Origin of the sequence: Lysinibacillus sp. NPDC086135, assembly GCF_044746345.1 — a bacterium.
Taxonomy (GTDB): domain Bacteria; phylum Bacillota; class Bacilli; order Bacillales_A; family Planococcaceae; genus Lysinibacillus.
In genome coordinates, this window is sequence record NZ_JBIVCA010000002.1 from 236,038 (window position 1) to 252,950 (window position 16,913).

The following is a 16,913-nucleotide window of genomic DNA, read 5'->3' on the forward strand; positions in this document are numbered from 1 at the left end:
GTACACTAGCTAATTTCTTAATCTATACGCAGAAAATTATTTTAATACATATAAACAGAACATTCGCTTCGGAAAGGAGTGATCTATGTGGTTCGTAAGAAGATGACAACCACTAAAATAGATAATGTCTATTGGTACAAAATGAACGGAAAGAAAAAATTTGCATATAGATATAAATATTACGACAGCCTTGGAGTAAGAAGAGAAAAAACAAAACAAGGATTTGATTCAATCGAGAAAGCTGAACGAGCATTAATTGAACTGAAAGCTACTATATTAGATGGAAATGTGAGTTTCGTAGAAAATGATAATTTAACAGTGAACCAATTAAATGAGATTTATGTCGAAGCGAATAAAACAAATTGGAAGCCAACTACTGAAAGAAACCACAATTATGTAATGAGACAATATATATCTGATTCAATTGGACATATCAAAATAAAAAACGTAAATAATATTGTTGTTCAAAAAGATTTAATAGATCCATTAATAATGAAAGGTTTTAAAGAAGGAACAATTATGTCAATTTTTAGACGCATGAATGCCATTTTCACATTTGCTATTAAAAATGAAATTTTAGACAGAAAAAAGTTTTCATCCCCTAATTTAAGTAGAGCTACTGAAAGTATCAAAAGAAACGCACTATCCATAGATGAAATAACAAATGTATTAGAAACCGCACGCACTAAATATAAAATTACTCATTATGCATGTTTAAGTCTGCTATTCCTAACAGGAATGCGTGTTGGCGAATTGAGGGCTTTGCAGTGGGAAACTGATATTGATTTTGAAAACAATATAATTCACATAAATAAAACTAAAGATCGTTACGGATCCAGGACACCGAAGACTAAAAATAGTTATCGGAAATTTCCAATGAATGAAAATATCAAAAGTATTTTACTAGATTACAGGGAATGGTATGACGAAATAATGGAAACATATAAATTTCGGAATCCAGATGGATATGTATTTATTACATATGCTGGAGAACCAATTGGCGAACGCTATTTAAAACGCATCATAGACTTAATATGTGATCGAGAAAAGATAACTCACTTTACACCTCACTATCTACGACACACATTTGTGACGATACAGTTATCTAATAAAATCCCTGTATCTACAGTTGCAGCTTTAGTTGGTGATACTCCTGAAACAATTTATAAAGTTTATGCACATTCATTTGAAAAAGATGAGGTGCACGCTTCAAATCTTATGGATGAAATTATCAATTTGAGTTCATTTGAAGAATCTGAGGAAATCAAAAAACGATGAAATTGGGGCACTTTTTGGGGCACTCGCGTTTTTCCTCTCTCCCCTACCCATATAATTTGTAAATATAAAAATTCAATAAATCATTATAAACGTTGTTATATCAACGCTTTCAAACAAAAAAACACCCGCATTTTAAACGAGTGTTTCGTAATTTTTTAGGATAACCATTTCGGGGGTGTGTTTTTCTCCCAGTATATATCCCCTAAATTGTTATGTGCCATAAAGTCGTCCTCGGCACTATGGTAGTGGAAGTTGTAATAATAACCTTCCTGTGGTCTTTTTTCTGTGCGGACATGAAAGCGAATTAAATCCATCCCTGTTTCATTGCTACTAATATTGAAAATTTTTTCTCCATAGTTGCCACTAGGCTTTTCAGAAATTGTTAACGATGCTAATGATGAATCGTCTAAGCTAGCTACAGTCATCGCAATGGCTTCCTCCATCTTCGGGAAGATAATGGAATCAAATTCATTGCTAATTTTCGGGCCGATTTTTGTGCCGAATTTTTTATAGGATTGCTCTTTCGCCGCGTCAACGAGCAATGCACTATAGTCGACCGGTTCTTCTTGTATTTCTGTTTCTATCGGAAGAGCAGCTGCTTCTGCAGTGCTTGTCCCAGGTGATGGTCCGATAGAAGCACGATTTGATGGATTTTGATCAAATGCTTCCCATATCTCATGTGTTGGCGTAATTAATCCAAAAGTTAAAAACGCAACCATAATGACGATACTTTTTTGAACCCATTTCTTCATAAATTAACACCTTCTCTTTATGTACAAATTGGTAATTCTATTACTTATATATACGCATAAGCCTATAAAAGGTTTCATATTTCTATAATTCATTGTACAATATTTATGTATAAAGTAAAAACTTCACATCTTGTGAAAACGTTTGTATGACCATCATCCTGTTGTCCCAAACTAATCGGGTATTTGTTGACAGTATGCGGGTTAAATGTGTCGTTTTTTTAAAAGGAGGTACAAAACATGGAAATCGCAATGGGTATTGGTCTTTTATTAATGTTAGGTTACTTATCATCTTTATGCTTCACGAACTAATACAATTCCTTTTAACAAAGAAAGTCCGCGAGCTTGCGGACTTTTCTACTTTGATAGCCAATTCTTCCGCTCACAGTCCCGAACTTTTTGAGCTACTTGACGAATCTTCCCTCATACCTCCTCGCGGAAAATTAATTTTCGGCAAAAAAGAGACTGTAGACTAAATTTATCTATAGCCTACAGCCTGGGAATACTTTCCATATTCTTTGATTTATAAGTATTGTTGGCAAAATTGTTAAAATACCATTCTCTTTTCTAACTAACTGCCTATGCTCTTCATTGCATCCCATACAATCTAAAATAATTAGATCCACTCTGTAATCTTTAAAATAACGGGCTGCTGCTTCAAAGTTGCCATAATCATCTGGTAACTTTGATATTATCCGAAACCTCTTACTACTTTTAAGCGTACTTCTAATGGGATAATTAAACTCGTTTAAGGAAGTTAATGCTCCTCTTTCAACAATTTCTATATCTTTATGAAATATTTCTTTAAATGTTGGTGTAATGTCTGAACGAGGAGACTGAGTCAAAAACGACTTTATTGATTCATAGTCACCCCTACTTTTGGATGTCTAATACATCTCCATAAGCAGGAATATTCAGAGAATAAAGATTTCACACCCTATCCATAACATCACATATTAGCAGACCGCAATGCTTTTGAACATGATAAATGGTTTGCAAATCAATTTAGCCATTTTTACATTGTATATTGAAATATTCATCTGAAAAAATTATAAAAAAGAACTATATAGGATGCGACAACTAGAAATTTATTACATAAAAAAGTAGACATAATCGGTCTACTGTTAGGCTCTTCTATATGTCTTTTCGATGGTTCTTTCCGTCACTTCAGCTTTTCTATCCGTAAATTAGGCAAGGGGCAGCCTCGCTTTTGCGAAGCCACCCCTTTAGTATTTAATAGGCAACATTTTTCGTAAATTGTAAAGTCTCAACCCAATCATCTGGGGAATATTATATTGAAACATTTAGTTTCATCACCGCGGTAAAATTCCACTGTGTGCTTTCTAACTTAAGCAACGCAAACCCAACCTTCTTTTGCGTCCTTGCAGCCCCAAAGCATGCGCCAGTGTGAATAAGTATCTTCAAAAACAAAAAGCAGAATTCCAGATTACGTAAATATGCCACCTAAAATAGCACGGTTTATATTATACTACAGAGTTTTTAAAAAGTAAATACTTTATTTCGAATTACCTTGGTGGTGCATATTATCATATTTAGAATTATAGATAAAAAATAGAGGCTAGTTCAATATGAATAAGCCTCTAGAAAACACTCAATATTTACTTTAATCAACAATTATAACACCATAGTGAAACTTCGCAGCTGTTCTTGTTAATTGTAAAAATTGATATTTGGCAAACCATTCTGAGCGAAAATGAGCCTTTAATACTACCCGTTTTCTTGCTACTCGTTTCGCCTCACTTACCCATTCATCCGTTAATGTCACATGTTCCCCAGCTAAGCGTAATGCTTCAAAATTATTGGCTTCTTCAATAATCTCTTCAAACATCGGATCCATATACACGACATCAAAAGTATTGTCCGGCAAAGTTTTCAAATAGTTAACTGCTTCAACCTGCACCACTTCAATTTGACGCATACATGCAGTTAACGGCAACTCAGTCGTATCATAGGATTTTATTCCTTGCTCAACTATAAAGGCCACATTAGGATTCGCTTCTAGTCCAACGACTCGCCCCGCTTTGCCAACTGTAAAAGCCGCCAGCATTGCATCCGCAGCAAGTCCCAATGTACAATCAAGCACTGAATCTCCTTTTTTAAGCTGTGCCGCTTCCAAAAACGGCTCCGCTTCCCCACGAGCTACACGCTTTAAGCGAAACGCCGCTGAATTTGGATGAAAGAAAAATGGCTCATTTGCTCCAAAAGCATAATACTCAAAACGATTTTTCCCAGCAACTATTACATGTGCATGCAATTCCTGAGAGATCTTCCGAACAGAACGCTTTTTTCTCGGCTCAAACGATACATCTAATTGTTTACACGCAAAAGCAGCGAGCCCCAACGATAAATCGTCTGGTCTGCCCGCTGTTGTAACAATCGTTTTTACTTCTCGCATGTTTGCTCTAAAACACCGGTTAAATGTGAAACGATTTGCTCCACAGGGAACCCTTCAATTTGTTCACGTGGAATAAAGTATGCCAATTGCCCATCTTTTAAAATCGCCATCGACGGTGAACTTGGTGGCACATCCTCAAAAAAGCTACGCATCGCAACAGTCGCTTCAGGATCCTGACCTGCAAAAACAGTCACAAGATGATCAGGCTTCACCGCCTCCACTGCCTCACGAGCAGCCGGACGCGCCAACCCAGCCGCACAACCACAAACCGAGTTAATCACAACCAACGAAGTCCCCTTCGCCTCCGCCATAAACTCATTCACCGCATCAGCCGTCGTAAGCTCCGTAAATCCGGCCCCCACTAACTCCTCGCGCATCGGCTTCACTACCTGTTTCATATATTCATCGTAAGCGTTCATGCTTTTACCCTCTTTCATATGTATTCGCAAAGGTTATTATAACAAGGTTTTTCAAGAATGTACAAAGACTTGCCTTTTGCCCGATTTCATGCGTTTTCGGGGGAAATGTGACTTTTTCGTGATTTTGGTGACTTTTTTGTGTAACGAGGATTGGTTTGTTAAACACTTGTTACACACCTAAAAAATGGATTTTATTGTTGGGATATTAATTATTGCTGCCATCACTACAATTATTTTAACAGTCCTAATAAGAATTTTAGAGAAGTAATAAGATAATGTTGAAGGCATAGATAAAAATACATAATTCCTTCTTTTTTAGGAAAATTAATAAGTAATATATTTACGGAGGTAGGTAGATTTTAATTGAAAAAAATATGCTTTTTTCTATGTTTGATTCTAACTTTTCATATGAGTAATGCATATGCTATTACGACTGATTTAGAAAAAATCTATTTAGAAAATGGAGAATATACTGAGGTGAACAAAGCTATTCAAGAGGGAAAGACATCTTTTAATAAGGACATTTCATTACCTACTCGACTTCCTCCAATTTCATTTACACATGTTTTCGCATCATTTAACCAAAAGAGTTCACAATTAACTATATATTATTTAGATGAAAACAACGGGAAAAAACATTACACTCTAGCTATCATACCTAACGATAATGATATGTCATATCCAAACGATGCAAAGAAAGTTCATTTGGGAAATGGTCAGGAAATGGTTTATTTCAAAAGTGATGGTTTTATAACGTATAGAACTGTGGTGAATAATTTCGAATACACATTTATTGTAGATAAAGCAAGTAATGAAACGATTAATGTAAATGGAATCATGAAGATAATTAATTCCATGATCTGAAAAATTTAGCCCAGAGTCAAAATATGAGTGCCTAGTTATTTTTATTTTGGTACTTAATAGTAATTCTTCAACCTGTGTTTTCAGGGCTTGATTAACGTTCTGTGTTTTACTTCTGTAAATTATTCATAAACTCAAAAACTATTTACCTCTGATTTTAAACTGTCTACAAATTCGTTAATTTGTTCCATTTTTACTTTTAGACATAGTGCAGGACCACTTTCTGATGCACTATGATTATTCTTCTCCCCTGCATCTAACACAAAAATTAATCTATAATAAGGCTCCCATTCATCCCTTTCATGTTCGGGCACTTGAAGAAAACCATGTCCAGGATAATAATAATTTCCAAATAGAGGAATGTGATAAATACACAAGCCTGGATCATGAGGTTCTAGCATACTTAGATGCATAATATCGATTTGTTTTAAATCATCTAATAACTTTAAGAAATCTTTCTTTAAGCAAACGATTTCTGTATACACCTCTGGAAAAGCAGGACCAGAGCGGAAATGAATGTGGAATTCTATACTCGCATCATTAACTAATTTTAAATTTATTTCAACTTCACAACTAGGTTGACTAAAATAATCTTTTAATAAAGCCATAAATAATTCCCCTTTACCCTAATTAGCGTTTGGTTGTACTAGATAAATTACAATAATCCACAGTTACTATACCATAGATTGTTGTCATACTATATATGAACTACTAGGAAATACTGGTCTTTTTATAACTCATAAAGTTCTTTTAACTACCGAAATCCGAAATCCGCAATCCTAATACTTCGCCATCTGACATTGAGCTTACTCTATGCACTGTGGTCCACCTTTAAAATACCTCGTTTATGTGTTTTTTTTAGTAAGTCTTTCATGTCCTGCTTAGCTGTTGATGTTAATGAGTTTTTCATCTTTAGATTCCTCTTCTTATCTTTTATTTTATTTTCAACAATTAATTGAACCTTTGTCTTGCTGTCCGTAGGCACTGTTATTTGACCTTCAATTTTATAACCTTTTGGAAGTGTCCAATTCGATTTAACTTCAAGTGTGGTCGGTCAACTGCCTTCGTCCATGTTCCACCCCATGTAACACCTAGTCTCTTTGTGATAGCACCTACTTTGTTTAATGTAGTTACGTTATACAAAGATTTAGGTGACACTACTGCTATATCCCAAGCTAAACGTGATTTATGGTTACAATTTAATGTCCAGGTAACAATTTGTCCTGGTCGTGTTCGTCCTTGTGCATACAGGTAGTGTTGGCGCGGTATGTTTCCGTAATAAAGATGTTACGAACGCCTGCTTTATAGCACTCTTGGAATAGTAATCTACAGGCTGTTTGAGCAGGCGTTAAAAGCTCGGCTAAGTCTCGTCATGGTACTCATTACGCTTCTCCCTCTTTCTTCGTTTTTCGTTCTTCAGCACGTGCAAGTTTCCTTCAATTTCACTACGTACCCAATCTGTTAACTTTGTTAAAATCCAATCTGGCACCCATTGTCCCCGACCTGTAAGAATAGTGTTAGCAGTAATCGATTGAATAATGTGATACAACAAACCAGCTGCTAATAAACCGAATACAACACTTGGAGCACCGAAAATCATATCTAACAAATGTCCACTTGCAGGTAGAAGTAATAAAAAGAAGCTACGGGATAAACCATCGATACCATACAATGACCCGTTACATTTATCTTTCTTACTTGCACGAACTCGACTAATCCAATCATTACTAAAAAGAAAAAGAGTGCGGTCATCGTATACATTACGACTTCTCCCTCTCCATACTAAAATTCAAATACTGGTACAAAAATAGCACCTACAAAACTAGCCATTAGTTTTTGTGTATGTTCCATAGAACACCGTCCTTTTTACAAAATAAAAGCCCTTTCACAGATAATTGTGGAAGGCAAATTCGCAAGCGTTTGGGATTATTAATTTTTCTTATTCTTATTCTTATTCTTATTCTTATTCCTATCTCCAGGTACGAATTCTCCATTACACCATCTAATAAAGTTATTTGCGTGCAATAGATAAGTCTTTCTAGCACTAGGTTTTAATAAACCTTCCTTCTCCTTTTGAAAAACTATTTCCTCATACTCTTTAATTTTTTCTTCTAATTTTGCTTTAAATTCTCTTTCAAACAATAAAATCACCCTCTTCCATCACTATTCTATAAAAAGAAAGGATTTCCTCTTTAAATAACGCTAAGCTTTGCTCCCGTTTCTCTTAAATCATCTTTGAATATTCACTCCATGATAAAACATTCAATTCTTCTTGCTTTGAATATAAATAATCAAATAAGCTTATAAACTTTTCTGTTGGATAATTCATTTCATCTGTATTTATATCTTCTACTTTATGAAGTAGGAAAATCACCTTTGCCCCTGTAAGCTTCGAGCTTTAGGGTTACCTGTCCCGGATCGTCTCAAGAAGTAGATGCCAGAATCATCCACGAACTCCGAGCAGAATTCAAATTGAGTATTCTTCTCGAAGCGACGAAGTTCCCTAAACCGACTTATATGTATTGGCAAAAGCGATTTGATAAAGAAAATTCAGATGAAGAAATTGAGCGTATTATTAGTGAAATTTTTGAAGAAAATCATGGTAATTACGGTTATCGCAGAATAGATGATGAATTGCGTAACCGCGGAATCGTTGTGTATCATAAAAAAATACAGCGTATTAAACAGAAACTAGGTCTACAAAGCGTGAAATTTACGAGAAAATCTCGCAAATATAGTACATTAAAGGCAATGTTGGAACAGTTGAGAAGAATCGTATTCACGGCCGTTTTCATACATCCATCCCACATCAAAAATTGACAACAGATACCTCTGAATTCAAGTATTTCGTTACTGGAGAAAACAGAAAAGTAACCATTAAAAATGGCTAATTTAGATGCATTTCTAGATATGTTTAATGGTGAAATAATTTCCTATCGGTTATCTGAACGACCGATCGCACAAGCAATTCATGATGCTCAACTAGAGGCAATTGAACGGACATCAGATTGCCCTTTTCGACGAACCTTTCATTCGGATCGGGGATGGCGTATCAGATGAAACAATACGCAAATCTACTGAAAAACAAGAAAATATTCCCACGCATGTCTCGAAAAGGAAACCGCTTAGACAATTCGCCAATGGAAAACTTCTTTGGCCTACTGAAACAAGAAATGTATTATGGAACTATCTATACTAGTTTTGAAGAAATAAAACAAGCGATTGATAGGTATATCTACTACTACAATCACAAGCGAATAAAAAGTAAACTTGGATGTAGTCCGGTCACCTATCGTAAAAGATTGGCTGCATAAAAGAAAAACCAGAATGGAGAAATCCATTCCGGTTAAAGTCTAACTTTTGGGGTTCTCTACATTATGAGTGTGACTTCGTAAATCCTGATTATTCTCCTAAATAGATTGTAACTATGATACTTCTTGGACTGTAAGTAAAAACTCTTTCACTTACGGCCCTGTGATAACCATCAATATGTAATGCTCTCAATACCAACAATTATATCATCATCAATAAATTCTCTGAACAGAATATACCTAAACCTTTCTTTAATAGGTCTAAGCAAGTCAACCTCTAATATAACCATAGGAGTTTGAGACTGTTTATTTTTAAAAAGTAATGAGTAACCATGTACATTATCTCCAAAAGTCCCGCTAAACAAACATTTTGTTATATAATCGCTTACTCTTTCCTCACTTTCTTTTCCGTTATATTTAAATTCAATCCTTAACACCTTTTGGTTTTTACTTTCTTTATTACTATTAAACGTTGTTCTTTCAATTCTATCTAACCTATCAAGAATTATTTCTGCTGCATCTTTATCAATTCCAGATATATTATTTAAAGCATTGTTTTCTTGTATTAGTTGTATTAAAGGGTTCTCTACATTTGTATTTTTTAATACGGCTAGAACAAATGTTTTTAAATCCTCTTTTAGTTGCACAGCCCCAAGCATATCGTTCTTATAAAAAATAGTTCTTTGATCTACAATATCAAATGGTAATCCTGTTCCATCTTCTGCTAACATTATTACTGGTTTTGCTATTGCATGTCTAACTGCTAGTTCATACATAACATTTGGATTTAAACCTGTTAAATTAACAATTGCTAAATCATCTTCAATAATCTTTTTTATTATTTGTCTATTAATAGAGCCACTTTCAGATATTCTATGAGCAACACTAATATTTTCTGTTTTAAATCCTAAATCATTTAAAGTTGGAATAATAACCGCCTCAATTAGCCCCTCAGTTGCCCTTCTAATTTCAGATTCAGTACCTCCTATAGGTGTAATAATAAAACATTTCTTTGCACTAAAATCGTTAGTCATATAATACTATCCCTCCTGCATATAATAATAATTTAAAAGGAAAGTATTGTCATTATAAAAAGAGACTACCAATTTAGTAACCTCTCATACTTGTTTTTATAATATTTTTAATGTATGGATAAATAAAAAGCTAACTGAAAAATACAAAAGTGCTGATGTTGAATTTTCAATTGATGGAATAAAAACAGCTAAACTAGTTGCACGTGATCCAAAAATGATTGAAACAGATGCTGAAACAAATGTACTTATCCTATCTATAACAGGAGAAAATTTATCTGATGATACTTTAAGTTTCCATCCAAATTCGGCGAAAATGACTACTGATACAAAACGTCAAATCAATTCAATTGTTGAAATTTCTCATTTTGAGTCCGAATTTATTAGCAAAGTAATACAAAAAGGTGAAGTTATTTTTAATTTAGGAAAAGAAGGTTTAGAAGGTGTCAAAGAATTAAAATTTGTTTTTGATAGTGCTTCAAAAGATAACAGATTTATTGGTGAAAAAGTAACAGTAGTTGTACCAGTAAATAAAAAATAGTCACTCAATTGTACTTCACCCCAAAAGTTAGACTAAAAATCTATCTTTTGGGGTTCACTACAGTTAGATGTGACTCATAATATTATTTTCTATGTAATTTAATCCTTTCAATTCAACCTTGGCGTTATACAAGGAAACCGAAATTACTTTATTCTCTAGACATTCACGATAAATGCTCGCACCAGAAATGAACCCTTTTTCTTGGATCATTTCAACGATTTCTCCGAATGTTTGTTTTTCTATTTCAAAATCATAAAATTTAGGCTCTTCCTGATTAATTAATCCTTCTAGAATATCTAATATTAATTTTCCCTTATCCAAACAATGCTACCTCCAATCTATTTAATAATATAGATTAAAAGGTAACATTTGTCACATAATGACTCCATAATAAAAAAGCCTTACAGTGCTAGATGTAAGGCTCGTCTGATGCGGTAAAATATTTAATTTTTTAGTTAGCTCATCTGTGAAATCGTGGTAGAGCTACACTACGTTATATCGTAAAGCAAATTGTATTTTAGTTTATAGTGCATTCCGTGCACTTGTAGTAGTTTGACTGAATTATGGAGAGTGGACACCACTCCTTTATTTAGATCCATATGAAACTTTGAATTGACACATATACTGAAAATAAAAATAGCGCAATCATTAACCAACCATAAGCTTTTCTTTTTCTTTGAAATTCTTTAATTCCTAAAGTTAGAACAAATAAACCTAAGAAGAATATCATTAGGTAATTCAGCTGGTAATCACGTGTGATAAGTTCATAAGCTGAGAGAGATATTCCTATGATTGCAAAAACAATTTGCAAAATTTTTAGCATAATATCCCACCCCTCTTAAATTCCATCTTTTATTTATCATACAATATAAAAGAGGTTATGGAAATGACTGTATCTATTAAATTCATCCCTTGTTAACATTGGCGGCAGTGGTCTTAAGATTTTTGCACTAGAACCTCTTTTCCTAGAACTTCTTCTTCCCCTACCTCCCCCTCTTTTTCTAACATTTCTCCTTTAGTATCGTTTTCAAAAGTATCATACATTTTCTCTTTAATGAATAGTGCAGGAATTAACCCCATGAATGCATAAGAAATACCTAACACAGCTAGTCCAAATCCTATGGATTGTGAAGTAGCGATAATTCCAATAAGGATTGGAGCTATAGCGGCACCGATTCTTCCCGTATTATAAGCCGCACCTACAGCGGTTCCTCTAAAAGGAGTCGGGAAGCTTTCACTTAAATAAGTAGCATTTACACCATATGGCGCTCCATATACGAAACCTAGAACAGTCATTAAAACAATGATGTTTCCAGGTGATTGATAAAAATATATGACTGGTAGCATGACCGCTGTAGATAATCCTGCGATCACGAAAACCCAACGACGACCAATTACATTGGCAACCCAACCAGCAAGTGCTTTACCGAGAATCGATGCTGTATATGTTCCAATTAAATATCCTGTCATTTCTTTGAAATTAAAGCCTAATTCTTTAACTATATACGTCGGTAACCAAGTACCTACTCCGTAATATCCGAATTGCAATAAGGAAGAAGTTAATATCCAAAATAGAAAAATTGTAAAAACTTTCTTATCCCTAAACAACGCAAGCCATTCATTTGATTTCTTTACTTTTGATGTCTTAGCTTGTTTTTTAGCCAATCTCCAGCCAGTAGGTTCAGGTACTTTTACTCGAATATAGATCGCCACAACAACCGGGAAGATTGATAGTAAGAATAATGGTCTCCAACCATATTCAGGTAGTATCGCGCCCGCTAATAAAACCGCGACTAAATATCCTAATGAATAGGAAGAGCCTAATACGCCCATAATAGTTGCTCTATTTTTAACTTTTACATATTCAGCCATTAGCATTGTGGCTAATGAATATTCAGCTCCCATACCAATTGCTGATATGAAACGAACAATAATAAATTGTTCATATGTTTGTACAAAAGCTAAGAGAGCTGTTCCAACTGAGAATAATATCATCATATAGGTCATCATTTTAACACGGCCAAAGCGATCAGATAACCAACCGCCTAGAATTCCACCAAGTGCCATCCCTAATAGCGAGAATGTACTGATCCAACCAGCAGCCTTCGTATCTAAGACGAATTCGTCCATTAGGCTCGGCATAACCAATGACAACATTTGGATATCCATACCATCAACTGTTAAACCTATAAAACTAGCTACAAATACAATTTTCCATAGATTTGAGTTTTTTTCCATCACATATCTCCTTCCGCATCCCTATATTGTTTTGAAAGAATTATCTACAAGCAAAATGAAGATACTGCATAGAATGTTTTGGCAAAAAAAGGTATAACAGTATTGTTTTCTAGTTTAGAATTTCAAGTAGAGGTAATATCATAGAGGTGGAACATTGTTTTGAAGATTGAACATCTCCTACTTGTTTAACACCGAATGATAATTATTAATTTATTTGGAAACTAACAACACCAAAACAATTTATACGGTATTTATTACCTCCCCTTTAAATAATTATACATTTTATCGAATCATTTTCAAACAATTTGAAATATTAAGTTTTATCAAGGCGGATAGCAATCACTTTAATCTTATAAAGGGATTGCTATTCGTTCTAAAGACATTTGATTAGACTCCATAATACAATTACGTAGTTACTATAACTGCTCACATCGAAAATACTAATTTAACAGCTGATTGTATTGTTACTGTTAAAAAACTAGGAAGTACAGAAAATCTAAATCGACCATATTAGATAGAAATGTATTAGATCTTCTAGTAGCTAGTCAAGATTAAGTTAATAGCCACGGTTACTCCAGATTCTGTAAAAGTAATATGGTCTCTAGTGTGGAATAATTATTAATACCTAATCAGAAATTTTCATTAAATTGCAATGTATACAAAGTTTCTCAAAGGAGTATCAGCAACATGGATTCATTTTTAATAAATAACAAAATATGTAATGTTAACATCGTTCCTTATGAAGACAAATGCGGGCTAAAAGACGATGGAACTTATTTGATTTGTTATAGAGGGTGGTATGTCGATTTTCACTACGATGATAAAGAAATATTAACTGCGTCTATACCTGATTATAGTCCAGAATTAATAAGTTTTTATAGTAACCCATTCGAAACTTTCGGAAAAGATATAGAGATATTAAAAGAATACTTACAAGAAAAACGCGGGATAAGAGAATTCTGATATTTTGACCCAGAAAGAGATGAAGGTTGTTATGTGAATTTTTAATCATAACTTAGAAATTGACCAAGATAGCAATTAAGCTTATCTTGGTCTTTGACAATTTATTTGGTGGTACCACGAATTGTAACATAACTTAATTTACCTGCTAAAATAGCGCGTTGAACAATCATTTTAGCTTCAGGTAAGGTGTTGCTCCACCTATTTAATAAAACGACATATTTGAATTTGCCTTTACTGGCTCTGCATAGGATAAGTATCATTGTTGGATAGTTGCATTCATAGCAGCAATTATTGCTTCACGGCTACCATAATCCCCGCTTTGTGTACGGAACATCTGTGTTTTTTTTCCATCTACAAATACTGAATAACCGCTTCTTCTCGGTGATTGACAAACCCTTGTAGTCGTTTACCTACAGCATTACAATATTACAATATTTCTGCCCATGCTTTATCCAATCGGCACATTATTGTAAATATAAAGAAATAATGGATTGTTTTCTCACGAAAGTAATAGTATTATTTACTCAAGGTCATTAATCCTATTGTTTGACATCAATTAACAATAACAAAGGAAAATCCACTTAAATCACTATTGTTAGTATGTATTTCATTATCAAACAATAAAAATAATTTTAGGAGGAACATTTATGAAAAAATTAGCTACTTCAATTATCGCAGGTGCATTATTAATCGGCGGAACAATGAGTATCCCAACACCAACAGAGGCTGCAGCGAAAACATACAAAAATTGTAAAGAGTTAAATAAGGACTACAAAGGTGGCGTTGCTAAAGATGCCAATGTAAAAAATAAAGGTGGAAAAACAAAATACGCACCTTTTGTATCAGCTGAACTATATAAAGCAAATGCTTCGAAAGATCGTGACAAAGATGGTATTGCTTGCGAGAGATAAAGTTTGTAATTCTGTTAAGGTGAATATCTTAAATTCATTGCCCTACTTGATGATCAATCCTCAAAACATTAATAGAATTCTCTTCATTATTATGAGATTGAAGGTTAAAAAGCACAGAGAGTTCTGTGCTTTTAATGTGTCATTATTCCGCAATCTGATCGTTAGCTGAGTAAATTGGTAATATAATTTCCGTTAAAAAATAAGACTAAGTCTCCAATTGCCCCAATACTAAAAAATATAAAATAATAACTAGCAATCGTCACCTTTTTATTAAATATTTCCTTAAGCGCTTGAATAAACAATTCGTCAAACTTAAACCAATTTAATATCCAACTCGTTAAAAGAAAACTGATAATCATCTTTTCTGTATATTGATTTCTTAAATCTTTTGCACAACAACAGCTTTAGAAAACGGAAATGTATAAAAAAATTGCTTTATTTCAACGCGATTGGAGACTGAATTCAATATATGAATGTATTCAGCAGTTTTACTGAAATCAGAAATGACTAATCGACCATTTGGCCTTAAAACTCGCCACATTTCAAGAATTGCCTTCCTTCTTCCTTCTACACTTTTAATGTTATGGACTACGAAGTTTGAGACAACAACATCGAAACTACCATACTAAATTGGAAGTTCCCGGGCGTCAGCATCCACGATGTCGATTTCTGCCACACTTTCAGCAATCATATTAGCTCGTAGTTTAGCTTTCCCATTCCCTCCCAAATCCCATTTTGACCAAACATCAACGGCTGTCACCTTACAACCCCTTTGAGATGCGGAAATAGCTAAAAGTCCACGACCTGTACCCACATCAAGAAGTTCATCACCTGATTTAGCTTGTGCAAGACTCAAAATCACTTCTCTGTGTGCGATTTTGATTGTTGTTGAGTATGTAAACATCCAAAGGCCCGTCACAAGACAAATCAAACCATAGCCCAATACAAATCCATTGGCTGAACCAAACACACCCGATAACGTAAATATCAGCTCGATAATAATTAAATTGGCAACCCAAAATGGAGCGTCAACCCCATATCGCATGGTAATTTTCATTTATCTTGACCTCCTTGTGTTTTCAATAAAATGAACGTTTTGTTGCATACCGATTTCCATTTCTCCACATTATAATATTAATGCCTTTTTATTCGAAATGAAATTCTTGTATAAGCCTTTAGCATATTCGTTCAGTGACGATTTCATGATTCTATAAGTAGTTTATGTTCATTAGAGTTAATTCGATATTCTTAAAATTTATCTGTTTACTTCTCAAAAAACTAAATTTTGGAACAAAAATAGGATAAATGTTGCTGTTTGCTTGCTCAATTGCAAAATCAGCTTCATTTATCCTCTACAAACATTGGTATATCAATGTTGCTATTCTATTAAGTAACCTAAAATGATGTAATACCGTTTATACTCAATTAGATTTTTTACATTTCTATGACTGATTTTCTATTTGTATGGTTGCATACACTAACTGGCTTAGTTGCATGTCCATTGTCATCTGTACACCAAGACTGCGATTGGAATGCGAGGAATATACCAACCCATCTGTTTTCTTTTTCAAAATGAATGAATACACCACCATCTTGCCATATCCCATCGTCTTTTCTAAAATCCCTACTATTTCCTTGATTCATATGAATATCATGAATGCCTCTACCTGGAGAAAAACCGAAATATTTATCTTTTTCATCTTCAGTTTTAAATTTTTCTCCGTAAGCATAAACTGTCGCTTTTTTAGCCATAGCCGCTTGCATATATTTATTAACTTTTTCATTCAAGTCATTGTCTGGACCATTTTTTGTTGCAGGGAGAGGAATCATTTTTTTGGGATCAAATAAGCCACCACGAATATAATCTAATGCAATTTCACGATTTTCATTAGTAACTTCTGTAAATCCTTCTTCGTAATTTGGAATAATAGTTATTTGTTTAGAGTTAAAATCTTCACTAACAAAATATAGGACTTCTGAAGGCTTTACCTTAGAGGCAACATTGATCGCAATCCTATAATTCTCCTCACTTTTATCCTTCTTTGTTGCTCGAATATGCACTTCGTAATGAGGCGTCTTATCATATGAATCCACAGGTCTAACGTCAACAACTTTACCTTTTAGCACTCCGTATTTGAATAAGGGCATGAACTATTACCTCCTATAAAGTTATGCTAATAAAACTTTATACCAAG

22 protein-coding genes and 1 pseudogene are annotated in these 16,913 nt (G+C 34.0%); 7 read left to right on the forward strand and 16 right to left on the reverse strand.

Going from position 1 to position 16,913, the window contains the following annotated elements; genetic code table 11:
• Positions 1-87: 87 nt before the first annotated feature.
• Positions 88-1,278, forward strand: a complete 1,191-nt coding sequence (locus ACIPKN_RS04165; protein ID WP_400933657.1) for a tyrosine-type recombinase/integrase — start codon at positions 88-90, stop codon at positions 1,276-1,278.
• A gap of 155 nt (positions 1,279-1,433) precedes the next feature.
• Here ACIPKN_RS04165 and ACIPKN_RS04170 read toward each other — a convergent pair whose 3' ends face one another.
• From ACIPKN_RS04170 to ACIPKN_RS04185, 4 genes are all read right to left on the reverse strand, one after another.
• Positions 1,434-2,030 (reverse strand): YpjP family protein, encoded by a 597-nt coding sequence (locus ACIPKN_RS04170; protein ID WP_142510951.1) that lies wholly within the window; start codon positions 2,028-2,030, stop codon positions 1,434-1,436.
• Between the two features lie 479 nt (positions 2,031-2,509).
• Positions 2,510-2,872 carry an AroM family protein gene (locus ACIPKN_RS04175; protein WP_400933659.1) on the reverse strand — a complete coding sequence of 121 codons (363 nt, stop codon included), beginning with the start codon at positions 2,870-2,872 and terminating at the stop codon, positions 2,510-2,512.
• Positions 2,873-3,651: 779 nt separating this feature from the next.
• Complete coding sequence (locus tag ACIPKN_RS04180; protein ID WP_400933661.1) at positions 3,652-4,443, reverse strand: class I SAM-dependent methyltransferase; 792 nt, start codon at positions 4,441-4,443, stop codon at positions 3,652-3,654.
• Positions 4,431-4,862, reverse strand: a complete 432-nt coding sequence (locus ACIPKN_RS04185; RefSeq protein WP_142511069.1) for a BrxA/BrxB family bacilliredoxin — start codon at positions 4,860-4,862, stop codon at positions 4,431-4,433. The genes ACIPKN_RS04180 and ACIPKN_RS04185 overlap by 13 nt, the downstream gene beginning before the upstream one ends.
• A 408-nt stretch (positions 4,863-5,270) precedes the next feature.
• Here ACIPKN_RS04185 and ACIPKN_RS04190 point away from each other — a divergent pair, with 408 nt between their 5' ends.
• The gene (locus ACIPKN_RS04190; protein ID WP_400933664.1) at positions 5,271-5,726 is read left to right on the forward strand and encodes a hypothetical protein; all 456 of its coding nucleotides are present in this window, start codon (positions 5,271-5,273) and stop codon (positions 5,724-5,726) included.
• A gap of 131 nt (positions 5,727-5,857) precedes the next feature.
• Here the strand turns inward: ACIPKN_RS04190 and ACIPKN_RS04195 are convergent, their stop codons facing one another.
• The 5 genes from ACIPKN_RS04195 to ACIPKN_RS04215 form a co-directional block, all read right to left on the reverse strand.
• Positions 5,858-6,331 carry a hypothetical protein gene (locus ACIPKN_RS04195; protein ID WP_400933666.1) on the reverse strand — a complete coding sequence of 158 codons (474 nt, stop codon included), beginning with the start codon at positions 6,329-6,331 and terminating at the stop codon, positions 5,858-5,860.
• Positions 6,332-6,710: 379 nt separating this feature from the next.
• Entirely contained in the window at positions 6,711-6,881 is a 171-nt protein-coding gene (locus ACIPKN_RS04200; RefSeq protein ID WP_400933668.1) for a M15 family metallopeptidase, read from the reverse strand.
• Between the two features lie 202 nt (positions 6,882-7,083).
• Entirely contained in the window at positions 7,084-7,395 is a 312-nt protein-coding gene (locus ACIPKN_RS04205; protein ID WP_400933670.1) for a hypothetical protein, read from the reverse strand.
• Positions 7,396-7,652: 257 nt separating this feature from the next.
• Positions 7,653-7,865, reverse strand: coding sequence for a hypothetical protein (locus tag ACIPKN_RS04210; protein ID WP_400933672.1), 213 nt, complete (start codon positions 7,863-7,865; stop codon positions 7,653-7,655).
• 82 nt (positions 7,866-7,947) lie between these two features.
• On the reverse strand, positions 7,948-8,097 hold the full coding sequence (locus tag ACIPKN_RS04215; RefSeq protein ID WP_400933674.1) for a hypothetical protein: 150 nt from the start codon (positions 8,095-8,097) through the stop codon (positions 7,948-7,950).
• A 98-nt stretch (positions 8,098-8,195) separates the two neighbouring features.
• Here ACIPKN_RS04215 and ACIPKN_RS04220 point away from each other — a divergent pair, with 98 nt between their 5' ends.
• Complete coding sequence (locus tag ACIPKN_RS04220; protein ID WP_400933676.1) at positions 8,196-8,543, forward strand: IS3 family transposase; 348 nt, start codon at positions 8,196-8,198, stop codon at positions 8,541-8,543.
• 236 nt (positions 8,544-8,779) lie between these two features.
• Positions 8,780-9,037, forward strand: coding sequence for an IS3 family transposase (locus ACIPKN_RS04225; RefSeq protein WP_400933678.1), 258 nt, complete (start codon positions 8,780-8,782; stop codon positions 9,035-9,037).
• Positions 9,038-9,207: 170 nt separating this feature from the next.
• On the opposite strand, the gene ACIPKN_RS04230 is transcribed toward ACIPKN_RS04225, so the two are convergent.
• On the reverse strand, positions 9,208-10,068 hold the full coding sequence (locus ACIPKN_RS04230) for a hypothetical protein (RefSeq protein ID WP_400933680.1): 861 nt from the start codon (positions 10,066-10,068) through the stop codon (positions 9,208-9,210).
• A 214-nt stretch (positions 10,069-10,282) separates the two neighbouring features.
• Here ACIPKN_RS04230 and ACIPKN_RS04235 point away from each other — a divergent pair, with 214 nt between their 5' ends.
• Positions 10,283-10,606 (forward strand): hypothetical protein, encoded by a 324-nt coding sequence (locus ACIPKN_RS04235; protein WP_400933682.1) that lies wholly within the window; start codon positions 10,283-10,285, stop codon positions 10,604-10,606.
• A gap of 63 nt (positions 10,607-10,669) precedes the next feature.
• Here ACIPKN_RS04235 and ACIPKN_RS04240 read toward each other — a convergent pair whose 3' ends face one another.
• The 3 genes from ACIPKN_RS04240 to ACIPKN_RS04250 all read right to left on the reverse strand — a co-directional run bounded on the left by ACIPKN_RS04240 (position 10,670) and on the right by ACIPKN_RS04250 (position 12,844).
• Positions 10,670-10,927 carry a YjcQ family protein gene (locus ACIPKN_RS04240; protein ID WP_142511061.1) on the reverse strand — a complete coding sequence of 86 codons (258 nt, stop codon included), beginning with the start codon at positions 10,925-10,927 and terminating at the stop codon, positions 10,670-10,672.
• Between the two features lie 268 nt (positions 10,928-11,195).
• A complete protein-coding gene (locus tag ACIPKN_RS04245; RefSeq protein WP_400933684.1) occupies positions 11,196-11,429 on the reverse strand; it encodes a DUF3953 domain-containing protein in 234 nt (77 codons plus the stop codon).
• A 113-nt stretch (positions 11,430-11,542) separates the two neighbouring features.
• Positions 11,543-12,844, reverse strand: a complete 1,302-nt coding sequence (locus ACIPKN_RS04250) for an MFS transporter (protein WP_400933686.1) — start codon at positions 12,842-12,844, stop codon at positions 11,543-11,545.
• 687 nt (positions 12,845-13,531) lie between these two features.
• Between ACIPKN_RS04250 and ACIPKN_RS04255 the strand changes: the two genes are divergently transcribed.
• Complete coding sequence (locus ACIPKN_RS04255; protein ID WP_400933688.1) at positions 13,532-13,807, forward strand: hypothetical protein; 276 nt, start codon at positions 13,532-13,534, stop codon at positions 13,805-13,807.
• 701 nt (positions 13,808-14,508) lie between these two features.
• Positions 14,509-14,718 (forward strand): excalibur calcium-binding domain-containing protein, encoded by a 210-nt coding sequence (locus tag ACIPKN_RS04260; RefSeq protein WP_400934053.1) that lies wholly within the window; start codon positions 14,509-14,511, stop codon positions 14,716-14,718.
• 379 nt (positions 14,719-15,097) lie between these two features.
• Here ACIPKN_RS04260 and ACIPKN_RS04265 read toward each other — a convergent pair.
• From ACIPKN_RS04265 to ACIPKN_RS04275, 3 genes and pseudogenes are all read right to left on the reverse strand, one after another.
• Positions 15,098-15,328 (reverse strand): annotated as a pseudogene (locus ACIPKN_RS04265) (class I SAM-dependent methyltransferase); the annotation flags it as partial.
• Between the two features lie 15 nt (positions 15,329-15,343).
• Entirely contained in the window at positions 15,344-15,775 is a 432-nt protein-coding gene (locus ACIPKN_RS04270; protein ID WP_400933690.1) for an SAM-dependent methyltransferase, read from the reverse strand.
• Between the two features lie 377 nt (positions 15,776-16,152).
• Positions 16,153-16,866 (reverse strand): DUF2278 family protein, encoded by a 714-nt coding sequence (locus ACIPKN_RS04275; RefSeq protein WP_400933692.1) that lies wholly within the window; start codon positions 16,864-16,866, stop codon positions 16,153-16,155.
• Positions 16,867-16,913 lie beyond the last annotated feature (47 nt).

What these genes read in the sequence shown, in the direction of transcription:
- ACIPKN_RS04230 (WP_400933680.1), bottom strand. Translation starts at nt 10,068, where the DNA reads ATGACTAACGATTTTAGTGCAAAGAAATGTTTTATTATTACACCTATA.
- ACIPKN_RS04235 (WP_400933682.1), top strand. Translation starts at nt 10,283, where the DNA reads ATGATTGAAACAGATGCTGAAACAAATGTACTTATCCTATCTATAACA.
- ACIPKN_RS04275 (WP_400933692.1), bottom strand. Translation starts at nt 16,866, where the DNA reads ATGCCCTTATTCAAATACGGAGTGCTAAAAGGTAAAGTTGTTGACGTT.
- ACIPKN_RS04195 (WP_400933666.1), bottom strand. Translation starts at nt 6,331, where the DNA reads ATGGCTTTATTAAAAGATTATTTTAGTCAACCTAGTTGTGAAGTTGAA.
- ACIPKN_RS04250 (WP_400933686.1), bottom strand. Translation starts at nt 12,844, where the DNA reads ATGGAAAAAAACTCAAATCTATGGAAAATTGTATTTGTAGCTAGTTTT.
- ACIPKN_RS04180 (WP_400933661.1), bottom strand. Translation starts at nt 4,443, where the DNA reads ATGCGAGAAGTAAAAACGATTGTTACAACAGCGGGCAGACCAGACGAT.
- ACIPKN_RS04260 (WP_400934053.1), top strand. Translation starts at nt 14,509, where the DNA reads ATGAGTATCCCAACACCAACAGAGGCTGCAGCGAAAACATACAAAAAT.
- ACIPKN_RS04190 (WP_400933664.1), top strand. Translation starts at nt 5,271, where the DNA reads ATGAGTAATGCATATGCTATTACGACTGATTTAGAAAAAATCTATTTA.
- ACIPKN_RS04185 (WP_142511069.1), bottom strand. Translation starts at nt 4,862, where the DNA reads ATGAACGCTTACGATGAATATATGAAACAGGTAGTGAAGCCGATGCGC.
- ACIPKN_RS04270 (WP_400933690.1), bottom strand. Translation starts at nt 15,775, where the DNA reads ATGAAAATTACCATGCGATATGGGGTTGACGCTCCATTTTGGGTTGCC.
- ACIPKN_RS04225 (WP_400933678.1), top strand. Translation starts at nt 8,780, where the DNA reads ATGAAACAATACGCAAATCTACTGAAAAACAAGAAAATATTCCCACGC.
- ACIPKN_RS04170 (WP_142510951.1), bottom strand. Translation starts at nt 2,030, where the DNA reads ATGAAGAAATGGGTTCAAAAAAGTATCGTCATTATGGTTGCGTTTTTA.
- ACIPKN_RS04245 (WP_400933684.1), bottom strand. Translation starts at nt 11,429, where the DNA reads ATGCTAAAAATTTTGCAAATTGTTTTTGCAATCATAGGAATATCTCTC.
- ACIPKN_RS04255 (WP_400933688.1), top strand. Translation starts at nt 13,532, where the DNA reads ATGGATTCATTTTTAATAAATAACAAAATATGTAATGTTAACATCGTT.